This window comes from Prevotella corporis DSM 18810 = JCM 8529, from assembly GCF_000430525.1.
GTDB lineage: Bacteria > Bacteroidota > Bacteroidia > Bacteroidales > Bacteroidaceae > Prevotella > Prevotella corporis.
Genome location: NZ_AUME01000059.1, coordinates 1 through 12077 on the forward strand (window position 1 = coordinate 1; position 12077 = coordinate 12077).

The following is a 12077-nucleotide window of genomic DNA, read 5'->3' on the forward strand; positions in this document are numbered from 1 at the left end:
TCATCTTTCTCTATGGAGAGAATGCCTGCCGCCTTGCGTTGAAGTTCGGAGCCAATATGCCCACGGAGTTTGATACCATTTGGCACGAAGTGCAGCACGCAGATGATGCAGGTGTTGTAAATCCCTGCCAAACGGTAAAGCTCATCCACGATGGCAATGCTTTCCGTTTCATCGTTGGCGGAACGTATCAAGTCAGCTATGCCGTCAATCACCACAAGGTGGATGCCCCCATGCTTGTGATGAAACAGGTCCATACTTTCACGGATAAGTTTCAACCGGTCTTTACGGGAGAGCGAAGCAAGATACAGAGAATGATAATACTCAGGTACTGTTGCCTGTGAAGCTCGACGGAGTGTCTTGCCTAAATTCTTATGAAGTTGAGCCTCTGACTGTTCCGTATCATAGTGCAGAACTGCCAAACCTTTGGGATTGGCGGCAATCTCTAATCCCAAGATTTTCTCTATTGGCAGTTGTTCTTCTCCCAATGTTCCGGCAAGAATGGCTCCTACATAGTTACTCTTGCCCGTACCTTCTCCTCCAGTGATGCAGAATAGATTGTCTTGTGTTCCCAATGGGACACCATTCACAGCCACCACCGATTTGGAAATGTCAGGAGGGTTTTCGTAGTCTATTTCGCAGGAGCGCAACATCATCATTGTTTGTGTGTATAATTCAGAAAGTTTATCCGTAAGCAAAGATTGTAATTCATGCTCCGTCCTCCCCAAGGCAAAGAAGTCAGAGATGTCTTTTTCACTCTTAATTCCTTGAAGAGGCAACTCCAAGTGTAGTACATTATATTGTGCCAATAGTTCCATCTGTCTCTGTGCTTCACGCAGTCCTGTGGCATCCATATCATAAAGCAGGATGATGTGCCTAAAGCGGAGTTGTAGGCTTTCAATGATATTTTCTGGTATAGAAGCCGTTTCACTGTTGAAGCATATCGCATTGAAGCCATGTGCATATAACGAGAGCACATCCTTTTCTCCACCTGTGATGAAGAGAATGTCGCCTTTGGTGGGCAATTGTTCAAATCCAAAGACATAATCTTTCAATTTCTCGCCTCCGTAAAGAAAGCGCAATTTGCTGTGCGGACGATATATCTTTATAAAATCTCCCATGATGTAACAGAATATTGGCTCTTCTTTCGTAGAGCTTAGCGTGAACTGTTTACCTTGACAGGAGATGGCTTCATAACTTCGCAGCGACTTCACGCTGTATTGTGTCAATGTTCTGTCCGTTATTCCATATCGTAACCAAAAATTCTTTTCTTCTTCATTGAAAGGCTGTTCATGAATCTTAAACCAGCGTTTGTTTTCTGGAGTTCCAGAAACAGCATTCTTATGTCCTACAGAAAAAGTGCTCTTTGTACAACTTCTACTTTGCTCCGATGCGCCTCTGTTTTCAATAGAAATATTGAGTCCCAAGTCATGTACAATCATAGCCAGCACCTTTCTAAACTCTGTACGAACATCAAGTCCCATAATTGCGGCAGCAAACCAGAAACAGTCCCCAGAATACGCTTCATTACCGAAGTCCTTCATGCGATAGCATTGTGATTTTTCGTCAAAGTATATATTGCATGACGCACGCCTGTCATTATACAGAGGATTGCGAAAATTGCGCTTTGGAACGAAATCTATCGGCATGTAAAAATAAAACACCTCCAATCCATGATTGGTTCTTTGTAAAATTTCTTCTTTTAAGTTCATAACTCTTCAAACAAAGTTTGGGGATTATCGCCCATGTATCCTTTTATAATTCCATCCCTATAGGCATTAAGACGCTGCAAGGCTTCCAAGCGTCGGAACCCTTTAAAAGTTGCACGCCCAGATTTTATAGCAATGTAGACTCCCTTAAAGGGATATACAACATGATTGCTTGATATGTAGCGATAAGGGATTGTGTTGTTATCTCGCCATCGTGCAAGGGATGCCTTGGAAATGCCAAGAAGACGAAGAACGTCCGAAGAGCCTAATTCTATCTGTTCCTCCAAAACGGAATAGTTACGTTTAAGCTCCACGATAAACGAAACCACTTGATGCAACTCTTCACGCAATGTTCTGATTTCATCAAAAAGTGAATTATTATTTTCCATTTTCATCTATAGTATTTTGAAGCACTTTTATCAGCCTTTGCAAAAGATCTTCTGTGCAGTCATTACTCTCTTCAAGAACAGAAAAGAACAACTCCAAGTAAGGCAAGAATTGTGACTTTTTAATTTTGAGTATCTCCCTCAACACTATTTTGAGTTCAGCTTCCTCTATCGTATGAAAAAGTCCACTATGGTGTACCTGTGGGTTTGTTACCGATTCGACAAGTCCTGCGGAAAGATGAATGACAAGTGTGTCCCTACCAAACGCAGTTGCACATCGGTCTAAAGAACTTAGGCGTATGTCTTTTCCCAACTTGCAGGTCTTTACAAAATTAGAATACTCAAAACCTCCTAAATTAGCTACCAGCTTTACATTAATGCAAGTTGATAACATCATGTCAATGGTTGGTTTTACTATGAAAATTCGTCCTTCCTTATTTGATTTACATTCTTTTTTACGAGCCATATAAAATGAGATCTATGTTTTTAGAATGCAAAGTTCATATGGATTGAGTTTTTATCAGAATATTACAAAACCATTATTTGGCATTATTATACCATTTTGTTATTTTATATAATTACACAATATCATGACCTCAGTGCACGGTGCAAGACCCTTTATATATAAGGGCTTGCACCGTGCACTGAAAATTGTAGCCAAAAATTTTCTAAGATATTTAACATCAAATACTTGGAGAAGGTTCATTTTTTTAGTACTTTTGAACCCAAGATTTGCAAGAGTGCAATTCTATCAGCAGTATCTATGAGTACTCTCAAAATACTCTCTCGTGGCTACAATATGGCTACACGAAAAAAGCTTGAAACGTATAAAATGTTACGATACAAGGAGTTGCAGAGTTTAGTTCATAAACCTCTCTCTCCGCAAACAAGGGTGTAAATCAACGAGTTACGTGATTTACGCCCTTTTCTACACCCAAAAAATCATAGCAACCAAAACAACACCCTAGACTAATCCTGATACTCGAGCGCTATAATCATGTCAAGGTTGTAGTGATCGATGTTGCGCTAAACATATCCTGCTCCCTCTTGACAAACTAACAAGTATTTCTTGTGAGTTGCTTCATCTGTCAGCTCATTGTCGGCATAGATGTTCTTGATATGCAGGGCAATGTTTTGCTGTGTGGTATCGTAGATCTCTGCCAGTTGTCCCTGTGTGAGCCATACATCCTCATCTGCAAAGCGTACATTTACCTTTACCTATTCTTTGTCGTCTTGGTAGATGATGAGATGGTTGTTTCTGTCCTGTTCATTTGTCATTGCTTCAATCATTGTAAATGTCGCTTCAAAATTTCAGCTTTACGAGTAACACAATCATCTATCACGGCTTGCTGCTTGGAGCAATTTCTGGTTATTATTCATAGCACTCAATGCAGTATAAATTTAAGCTTCCATATAACTCCAATCAGGAGCCCCTGATGTATCGACAGGGAGCTTCAACTTAGTCCTATTCATAAGGTCTTTGGTCCACTTTTCATCAAACTTAAAACGCTTGCCTACATTTCGAATAAGGGGGATGAGAAATAATGCGATTTCTTTAGATAAGTGATGAGTTTTCAAATGCAAGACATTCACATCATCAGATGCCCAAAAAGATTTGTCTTGATAAAACGCTTCTCCTACCGAACCATTATAATTTACAGAAATTGTATTGGCAGGATGCAAATGGGTTATATTTGCAATATGTGCAGTAACACCATTATTGATAGCACTTGCTCCAATAAATCTTATATCACCATCTCTCATATTGGCTTTTGTTAGCCGTTTCCCCTTCTTGATACTGAATAAATCTGAAAATAAAAACTCGCTCCACTCTTTTGTTTTTAACTGTTTTTTACAATTGGAGGGGGTAGAAAGTAGCAATAGTTCAAGATGCTTGTTCTGTTTTGCTATCACCTGTTTTATGTAATTCTCCATATATGCCCAATCTGGTTGCCCCAAAGAATCTGCTGGTAATAGCAAAAGTTCTGATTTTAACTTTTCAGCACTACACATATCCCCATATCCATATCTCTCACAAGATTTACTGAGTATGGAACATAAAAACAATGCGTTAAACCTATTGAGGTTTTTATGATAAAGCAAGAGGATCGAAGACCCTGCACCGCCTCGACCTAGAAAATCTGTTTCTTGAAAGAATGCAAAGCCACCGACAGGGCTAATTGAAATACAACCACCTTTATCCAATTGCTCATCTACTTTAGGCTCGACATATAGTTCAATTCCATTATTGAAGTTTCCAGAAGCAACAAAAGGAATATCACCCAATTCGTACTGCTTTATTGATCGTGCTTTTGGACGAGTTGGATTGCCAAAAACATCACTCACCTTAAAAATTCTCCACTGAGAAGTGTCTATTTTATTCTTCATTATTGTGTGTTTTTAGACTTATGTTTATATCGTCTCCGTTTTGACTAATAGAACTTGAATACATCACTTTATTGATGAGATTTTCTTGAAATGTTTTGACGTCTATGCCTTGCTGAAACATGAGGTAATCCATTACAGTTTTATTGAAATCCTCCTCATATATCTCAAACTCTTTCATTGGCATCTGATATGATAGATGCTCATTGGGTTTTATCCACTGAATAGTGTCATTTCCCGATTGCTTTTGTATTACGTCTACCCAATAGTCCTCAATCTCTTGCCATCGGTCTTTAACATCTTGACGCCCCTGATTTTTTACTGTTTCAAGCCCATCGTCTTCAATGTAGCAAGCAAAAATCTCTCTATTGCCATGAGGTGTGCCAGACTTGAAAATGAACACAGATGTAGTAACCCCCTCCGAGAAAATATTTTCAGGGAGTTTGATTATTTTGAGAAGAGTGTGGTACTTCAGTATTCTTTTTGCCTTTTGCACTTTCTCCATTTTCTTATCTGGCATAATAAAAGCACATGTTGCATCCTTGGACACGCTATCCAAAGTGTTCTTGACAATATCGACACATCCATATTTGTTCTCAAAAGGAGGGTTCATCAAGACTTTTGTTATTCCTTTTGATTGTATCCACTTCTTTGCTTCATCTCGTCTTGTGTCTAACTGTTCAAGGTTGGTCTTTCCATCCTTATGAATCAACATATTAGCACAAGCTAATGCGAAAATTTCTCTATCAAACTCAATCCCGTAGAGTTGTTCTTGTTTAATTTGTTTGGCTTTATGAGTACGGTTACCACCAGCTTCGTCAACCATATTACACATAGCCTTTACAAGGAAAGAGCCTGAGCCACATGCGGCATCTAATACAATGTCATCTTTATTTGTCTCAGTCAATCGATACATCAATGAAGTGATATGGTCAGGGGTAAAGACTTGTCCTTGTTCGGATTTTCCCTTGTAACGATTGAATTCGTTAAAGAAGATTGCCATAACATCTTCTCCCTGCCAAAAGTCAGAGTTGATATTGTCCGATATTTCTGCAACACAAGCAATAAAATCATCTATTGCCTCTTGATTGTCGGTAATATTCATTCTGATTTCTGAATATACCTCCAGCAATAGATTTAGCTTAGAATTCTGAGCAATAGCTTCTTCGTAAGACTTCGACAAGGTGTCAAAAATAGATTGGCGGAAGGTATTGTAGCTCATTCCTTTGGTCAGTACTGCTCCATAACGTTTTGCCACCAAGGCACAAGCAGTAAATATCATTCGGTGGTTTAGATTCTTGATACCAAAGCTAAAATGAAGCGTGTCATTAATCCTCTTAGTTAATCGAAAAATCTTAGACTTGTCAATCAGATTTTCCGCAAACAGATTAAGGTAATACTCTTTATTGTGTAATTCGGTTTCGCCTTGTAATTTCTCTCCATTCTTAAAAACCACTACATCTTCGCCGTTGTAGAGAATACCTACCACTTTGGCATATTGAGAAGATGCAATCTTGCAATTTTTCAGCAATTCCGCTATTTGTTGTTCTTTCAAAGGCGTAACTGCACTTTTCGCTTCAAGAATGATAGCGGGGAACATTTTTTCGTTAGGTAGGTACCAACCATCTGGGCGGTCACTTATTCCTTTGAAGCCAAGCTGATTAAATGTGGTTAGCTGACCGACACCAGCTTTTGCTGTTTCAGTATCCTCTAATCCTAATTTACGCTTGGCTAAATCTCTAACCTTATCCTCTGTCATAAATTCTAAAACACTAAATCCTTTGGTGACACACCAAGCAAATCCGCCACCCTAAAGATAATAGTGAGGTTGGGTTGCTTGCGGTTACACACATAGGCGTTGGTGATGCTGAAACTCATGCCCAACTCTTTAGCGAGCCACGTTTGAGTGATGCCTCGCTTCTTCAAATGATCCTTGATAAGGTTGCGGTGCTCATTCTTCTGTCCCATCGGATGATAGTTTATCTTGATATTAATTACAAAGTTATGAACTTATAATGAATAAAACGAAGAAAAGCGGAACTTTCACGCTACTGGAAATAATTTTTCCTGTGGGAAGACATTAAGGTACTCTCTTAAGTAGTCAATGATGATTGGAAACGAATATCATTTTGCCCAAAACTATCCACTTTTTGAATATGTATTTAGCGTTTTTGATAGTTATTGATTTCCTTGTGTTTCCCTATACTTCCTGCTACATCCCTGCCTTTTGGAATAACATCAAAAGCCCTCTACTTTTGTATCGTCAGAGCTGACTGAATGCCCTATGCGCAAGGGCGAGTTATTCATTTCAAAACAATTGGATTATGACGATAAACGAATTACTGGACAAGCCTGTTTGGCAGATGACTGGTGAAGAGTTGCTTTTCCTTGCACAACACGGCAATATGTCCACGAGTAGAGAAACAAAGGCTACTTCCGCTAAAGAAGAAAAACGATATGTATATGGATTGGCTGGCATTGCACGCCTCTTTGGGTGTAGCCTGCCCACGGCTAATCGTATCAAGCAGAGTGGTAAAATCAATCGTGCCATTACACAAGTGGGTCGCAAGATTATTGTGGATGCCGACCTTGCACTTGAATTGGCAGGACGAAAGACAGGAGGGAGATGATGAACACGACTGATTATGAAAATATTTGGCAAAAGTCGCTCATTCATGTAACGGATGAGTTTGCGCTTCCGCCCGTTGTGCTGCAAGCAGGTGAAGCCATTATTGGCACATTAGGTAACTTCAGTGTGTCGACAGGTAAGGCAAAAGCAAAGAAGACTTTCAATGTGAGTGCCATCGTTGCAGCAGCCCTTATCAATGGACAAGTATTGGAATATCGTGCTTCATTTCCAGAATTGAAAAGAAATATTCTCTACTTCGATACAGAGCAAAGTCCCTATCACTGCCAACTTGTGATGCAACGCATTCTGCGGTTGGCAGGATTGCCGATAGATCGAGAGCCAGAGCATTTGAGGTTCAGCCATCTCAGAGCGATTGCAGACCCAAACGGGCGCAGAGAAATCATCCGTTATGCTATTTACAACACACCCAATGTGGGCTTGGTGGTCATTGATGGTATTCGTGACTTGATGCTTGATATCAACAACTCTACGGAGGCTACCAAGTTAGTGGGCGACCTGATGCAATGGACGAGTGAACAGAATATCCATATTCAGACCGTGCTTCACCTCAACAAGGGCGACGATAACGCACGTGGACATATTGGGACGGAACTCAACAACAAGGCAGAAACTGTCTTGCAAATTACAAAGGATAACACCATGCCTGAACGTAGTATTGTTGCACCTTCCATCATTCGTTCCAAACCTTTTGAAAAATTTGCCTTTCGACTTAAGGAGGGTGAAGATGAGATTTGCATTCCCCAAATAGATTTTTCGTATTCCGACAATGAACGGAAGTCACATCGTTTCTCCTACCAAGAGTTAAGCACTAACGAACATCGAAAGGCGTTGGAACCAGTCTTCTCTACAAGCGAGATTTTGCCATATAGTAAACTTATTGTAGCTCTCAAAGAGGCTTATGCTAAGATTGTGGGGCTATCCTATGGGCAAACTAAACTCAAGGAACTTTTGCAATTCTTGCTCAACAAAGGCATAGTGGTTAAGGAAGAACGAGGAAAATATCGGCTCTGTCAAAATTCTCTACAATAAAACCTTTGGTCGGTCGGACACAGGCTATATATACCTGAACCAATCCGACCAAAGAGAAACAAACTTGGTCGGACGTAAAGGTGTGCCTATAGTGTACGACTGTCCGACCAATCCTAAGCCCTTCAGCCTCCAAAGGAAAAAGGCTGAGAGTTATTCTTTTCAAACATCAAAACAAAATCACAATGGAAATACAAAATATCAAGCAAATCTCTATCACAGATTATTTGCAGCAACAGGGTTATTCACCTGCACGAATACAAGGTATTCATTTTTGGTACTGCTCCCCACTACGCAACGAAAGTAAACCATCATTCAAAGTAAATACAGAGCGCAACCAATGGTATGACTTTGGAACTGGCGAACATGGAGATATTATTGACCTTGTATGTACTTTACAGCATTGTACCATGTACGAAGCCATTGAGTTTCTAACCGATTCAAAACAAATAGTGCATCAAGTTTTTTCTTTTGGCGGTGAAAGAAAAACCTCTAAGCACAAATTAGAAATCATATCTGTGCAATCACTTACCAATCCTTATTTGTTACGTTACATTGCAGAGCGAGGAATATCTCTCAGCGTTGCCAATAGATTCTGTTCTGAAATTCGATACAATAATACCAATCGGACATACTATGCCATTGGATTTGCAAACGATGCTGGCGGATGGGAAATCCGTAGTCCTTATTTCAAAGGCTGCATTGCTCCAAAAGCGATTACAACTATTAGTAAAGGCACAGACGTTTTACAAATTTTTGAAGGGTTTATGGATTTCCTTTCGTGGCAAACGCTAAATCTTTCTTCAACCTGCGACACCATAGTTCTTAATTCTCTGACTCTTTTGCCACGCATTCAAGAGAAGTTAAAAGGCAACAAGCAAGTTGAGAGTTTTCTAGACAATGATGATGCTGGACGAAAATCGTTTGAAGTTTTGAAGCATTTTTGCCCATCTATCATAGACGGTTCTGTTTGCTATCGAACTCACAAAGATATCAATGAATGGCTCGTTGCTCAATCCAAAGTGAAAGAGAAACAGCCGTTATTACCGACCACGAAGTGTGGCATCAGAAGATAGTGTTTATCAGGGAAGCAAGTTTGTGTTTTGAGTATCTCAAAACCTACTTGCTCCCACCTTTGGGAGGTAAAAATCCCGTTGGTCTCATCAAAAAATAAGATTATGGAACAGAAGAATAAAGGTGGGCGACCCACTAAGACTTTATCAGAAAAACGAAAATACCAAGTACTTCTTCGGCTCAACACCATGGAGTACTACACCCTGCTGGGTAAAGCACGTGAAGCCTCTATTTCACGAACAGAGTTTTTACGGAAGCTCATTATAAATGCAGAAGTAAAGAGCCGAATCAAGCCAGAGGAAATGCAACTCATCCGTACAGTTTCTGGCATGGCTAATAATCTTAACCAAATTGCCCATCGACTCAATTCCTTTGGCATTTCTACCCTCAATGAAGATTTGAACGCACTGAAAGTACTCATTTATGAACTCATCAAACGCTTGAAACCATGATAGCCAAGATTATTAAAGGAGCAGACTTCGGAGGTGTCATCAACTATATGCTCAGCAAACAGGAAGGAAAAGCTATGGTTTTGGCGAGTAATAACATAGGTTTTACCGACCAAAACCTATGCGTTCACGAGTTCGTTCTGCAAGCCTCCATGCGCCCGAACGTGCAGAAGCCTGTTTGCCACACGATACTCTCATTCTCAGCCAACGATGCCGATCAACTAACAGACGATGTGATGATAAAGATTGCCAATGAGTATTTAGAGAAAATGGGCTACGGAGACACGCAGAGCCTTATCGTAAGACACAGCGACCGCCAGCATCCGCACCTGCACATTTGCATCAACCGCATCGGCAATGATGGCAAGACCATCAGCGACCGCAATGAGAAATACCGCTCTACAAAGATTTGCCGAGAACTGACAGAGCGTTATGGCTTGACCATTGGAGAAGGTAAGCGAGCCGTAAATCGCCACCGATTGCGAGGCGAAGACAAGTTACGCTATGAAATATTCGATGCTATCAAAGCGATATTGCCTCAATCACAGAATTGGAAAGACTTCGTAACAGGTTTAGAACAACAGGATATTACCACTCGTTTCAAGACGAGAGGTAATACCAATGTTGTGCAGGGAATCATCTTTGAAAAGGATGGTTGCAGCTTCAGTGGCTCAAAAATAGACCGCTCGTGTTCTTTCTCTCGCCTCAATGCTGAGATAGAACGAAATTCTCACAAACAAGAGCAAATTCATCTACAAAACGAACCTATGGTACATTCTGTAGATGAAAGCAATTTTATTACCGACCTATCCGAAGCAATTAGTGAAGTGTTTTCTATGCCAACACCAAGTAATGGCGTAGATGTTGATGAGCTCCGCTTCCAAAAGAAACTTCGCAATAGAGCTAATCGCAAACATAGAATTTAGTCACATCAAATTTATATCAGAATGAATAACGAAATAGCACCTGTTCTCGATATTCTCGAAGAACTCAAACAAGACTGCAAAGCCATCAGTAAGGCACAGGTAGAATTGCGCACTACTATTGCTGAACAGCTATCTAATCCAAAGGAAGATAGCGTTAAAACACAAGAAACCGTGCAAATCCATCTCTCGAAAGAGACCCAAGCCAAAATCAAAGAACATCAACTTTTTGTTTTGGAGGCACTATCGGAGTCCAGTAAGAAGCTTGACCCGAAGTTTGAAGCCTTGCAGCAACTCATCATAGAGCAACAAAAACCTGTAGAGTACAAGAACTACTCGCTCTTTGCCAGCGTGCAATTAGCCGAACGTATATTGCTCCTGTTAGTTTGCGGCTTGGTTATGGTCAGTTGCTGGTTCTTCGTCATGGGAGCCAACCAACTGCAAACCGCCTCCGATTATGACCTCCGCTACCGCTACCTGCGGATGCAAGGCAAAGCCACCGCTTCAGACTTCTCTCATCTTGATAGCATATTTATCACACATCGCAATTCCAAAGCGATTCATCAGATGGAACAGAAGGTTGTTGATTATGAGCAAGCCTTGCAAAGACAAGCCGAGTTATTGCTACAAGAGGATAAGATTAAGCAAGAGCAAAGCGAGCTAAAGAAACATTTGAGCCAGAATTATCCGAACTAGCTTGAATGATCTCTTCTGTTAAGTATGCAAGCTAAAATATCACATTTTTAGGTGGCACTTATTCTCTAAAATAAGCCTTTTTAGTATATCTGATAGATAGCGGAATGAAAAATTCTCTTTCAATTTTACTATGTTGCAAAATCTTAAAAAATTAAGGTGTGCAGTGATTTTTCACAATTTGTAATTATTTTTGCACATGTATCATTTATTGTTTATGCATAGTAATCTATACAATCGTTATCTGTGGCTTCTCAACACTCTGTTACTTAATAAGCGATTAAGTTTTTCCGAGATAAGCAAAAAGTGGGAACAGTCTTTCCTCTACGAGGGAAAGCCATTAAATTTAAGAACCTTCCACGACCATCGTAATGCCGTGGAAGAGATGTTTCATGTGTCTATTGAGTGCGATAACTCCGATGGCCATCGCTATTATATAGAGAATGCTACGGCTCAGTAGAAAATCAATGGGGGAATAATTTGTTATTTATCTTAATAATTCCGACCTTCGCATTATGGAAGAAAAAATGTTACGCACCTTGGCAACTCTTGTTTTGCCTTCTCAAATATTAGATTATTTTACTATCGTTTCTGTCTGCGAGGTTGGACCTGAGTTTCATATTAGTCTTGACGAACGTATGGACAAGACTTTGTCAGGTAATGCCACCTTCGAGTCCAAGGGGTTCATGGAAGCAGTTAATATAACCGACTTCCCTATTCGAGGCCATAAGGTGATCTTGAAAATTCGTCGCAGACGATGGACGGATTTGCGCACGGGCAAGAGT

14 protein-coding genes and 1 pseudogene are annotated in these 12077 nt (G+C 40.3%); 8 read left to right on the plus strand and 7 right to left on the minus strand.

Annotated features, from left to right (window positions below):
• From H515_RS0109700 to H515_RS0109725, 7 genes and pseudogenes are all read right to left on the minus strand, one after another.
• Positions 1-1709, minus strand: a 1709-nt coding sequence (locus H515_RS0109700) for a bifunctional DNA primase/helicase (RefSeq protein WP_028901890.1), incomplete at its 3' end; no start/stop codon positions are given.
• Positions 1706-2101 (minus strand): hypothetical protein, encoded by a 396-nt coding sequence (locus H515_RS0109705; RefSeq protein WP_025877858.1) that lies wholly within the window; start codon positions 2099-2101, stop codon positions 1706-1708. The genes H515_RS0109700 and H515_RS0109705, both read right to left, overlap by 4 nt.
• Positions 2085-2558, minus strand: coding sequence for a hypothetical protein (locus H515_RS0109710; protein ID WP_025877859.1), 474 nt, complete (start codon positions 2556-2558; stop codon positions 2085-2087). Before H515_RS0109710 ends, H515_RS0109705 begins: the two co-directional genes overlap by 17 nt.
• Positions 2559-3121: 563 nt before the next feature.
• Positions 3122-3370 (minus strand): annotated as a pseudogene (locus tag H515_RS15100) (cell filamentation protein Fic); the annotation flags it as partial.
• 123 nt (positions 3371-3493) lie between these two features.
• On the minus strand, positions 3494-4480 hold the full coding sequence (locus H515_RS13355; protein WP_036891756.1) for a restriction endonuclease subunit S: 987 nt from the start codon (positions 4478-4480) through the stop codon (positions 3494-3496).
• Positions 4470-6236 (minus strand): HsdM family class I SAM-dependent methyltransferase, encoded by a 1767-nt coding sequence (locus H515_RS0109720; RefSeq protein WP_025877862.1) that lies wholly within the window; start codon positions 6234-6236, stop codon positions 4470-4472. The genes H515_RS13355 and H515_RS0109720 overlap by 11 nt, the downstream gene beginning before the upstream one ends.
• Positions 6237-6241: 5 nt before the next feature.
• Positions 6242-6445 (minus strand): helix-turn-helix domain-containing protein, encoded by a 204-nt coding sequence (locus H515_RS0109725; protein WP_025877863.1) that lies wholly within the window; start codon positions 6443-6445, stop codon positions 6242-6244.
• A gap of 356 nt (positions 6446-6801) precedes the next feature.
• Between H515_RS0109725 and H515_RS0109730 the strand changes: the two genes are divergently transcribed.
• The 8 genes from H515_RS0109730 to H515_RS0109765 form a co-directional block, all read left to right on the plus strand.
• Positions 6802-7107, plus strand: coding sequence for a DUF3853 family protein (locus H515_RS0109730; RefSeq protein WP_025877864.1), 306 nt, complete (start codon positions 6802-6804; stop codon positions 7105-7107).
• On the plus strand, positions 7104-8156 hold the full coding sequence (locus H515_RS0109735) for an AAA family ATPase (RefSeq protein WP_025877866.1): 1053 nt from the start codon (positions 7104-7106) through the stop codon (positions 8154-8156). The genes H515_RS0109730 and H515_RS0109735 overlap by 4 nt, the downstream gene beginning before the upstream one ends.
• A gap of 182 nt (positions 8157-8338) precedes the next feature.
• Complete coding sequence (locus H515_RS0109740) at positions 8339-9229, plus strand: CHC2 zinc finger domain-containing protein (RefSeq protein ID WP_025877868.1); 891 nt, start codon at positions 8339-8341, stop codon at positions 9227-9229.
• Positions 9230-9331: 102 nt separating this feature from the next.
• The gene (locus tag H515_RS0109745; RefSeq protein WP_024985909.1) at positions 9332-9679 is read left to right on the plus strand and encodes a plasmid mobilization protein; all 348 of its coding nucleotides are present in this window, start codon (positions 9332-9334) and stop codon (positions 9677-9679) included.
• A complete protein-coding gene (locus tag H515_RS0109750) occupies positions 9676-10602 on the plus strand; it encodes a relaxase/mobilization nuclease domain-containing protein (protein ID WP_025877873.1) in 927 nt (308 codons plus the stop codon). Before H515_RS0109745 ends, H515_RS0109750 begins: the two co-directional genes overlap by 4 nt.
• Positions 10603-10623: 21 nt before the next feature.
• On the plus strand, positions 10624-11295 hold the full coding sequence (locus tag H515_RS0109755; RefSeq protein WP_025877874.1) for a hypothetical protein: 672 nt from the start codon (positions 10624-10626) through the stop codon (positions 11293-11295).
• Between the two features lie 214 nt (positions 11296-11509).
• On the plus strand, positions 11510-11752 hold the full coding sequence (locus H515_RS0109760; protein WP_028901891.1) for a hypothetical protein: 243 nt from the start codon (positions 11510-11512) through the stop codon (positions 11750-11752).
• Between the two features lie 55 nt (positions 11753-11807).
• On the plus strand, positions 11808-12077 hold a 270-nt coding region (locus H515_RS0109765), incomplete at its 3' end, for an ISAon1 family transposase N-terminal region protein (RefSeq protein ID WP_028901892.1).

Excerpts from the sequence above, each read along its gene's own strand:
- H515_RS0109705 (WP_025877858.1), bottom strand. The coding sequence starts at position 2,101 with ATGAAAATGGAAAATAATAATTCACTTTTTGATGAAATCAGAACATTG.
- H515_RS0109710 (WP_025877859.1), bottom strand. The coding sequence starts at position 2,558 with ATGGCTCGTAAAAAAGAATGTAAATCAAATAAGGAAGGACGAATTTTC.
- H515_RS13355 (WP_036891756.1), bottom strand. The coding sequence starts at position 4,480 with ATGAAGAATAAAATAGACACTTCTCAGTGGAGAATTTTTAAGGTGAGT.
- H515_RS0109720 (WP_025877862.1), bottom strand. The coding sequence starts at position 6,236 with ATGACAGAGGATAAGGTTAGAGATTTAGCCAAGCGTAAATTAGGATTA.
- H515_RS0109725 (WP_025877863.1), bottom strand. The coding sequence starts at position 6,445 with ATGGGACAGAAGAATGAGCACCGCAACCTTATCAAGGATCATTTGAAG.
- H515_RS0109730 (WP_025877864.1), top strand. The coding sequence starts at position 6,802 with ATGACGATAAACGAATTACTGGACAAGCCTGTTTGGCAGATGACTGGT.
- H515_RS0109735 (WP_025877866.1), top strand. The coding sequence starts at position 7,104 with ATGATGAACACGACTGATTATGAAAATATTTGGCAAAAGTCGCTCATT.
- H515_RS0109740 (WP_025877868.1), top strand. The coding sequence starts at position 8,339 with ATGGAAATACAAAATATCAAGCAAATCTCTATCACAGATTATTTGCAG.
- H515_RS0109745 (WP_024985909.1), top strand. The coding sequence starts at position 9,332 with ATGGAACAGAAGAATAAAGGTGGGCGACCCACTAAGACTTTATCAGAA.
- H515_RS0109750 (WP_025877873.1), top strand. The coding sequence starts at position 9,676 with ATGATAGCCAAGATTATTAAAGGAGCAGACTTCGGAGGTGTCATCAAC.
- H515_RS0109755 (WP_025877874.1), top strand. The coding sequence starts at position 10,624 with ATGAATAACGAAATAGCACCTGTTCTCGATATTCTCGAAGAACTCAAA.
- H515_RS0109760 (WP_028901891.1), top strand. The coding sequence starts at position 11,510 with ATGCATAGTAATCTATACAATCGTTATCTGTGGCTTCTCAACACTCTG.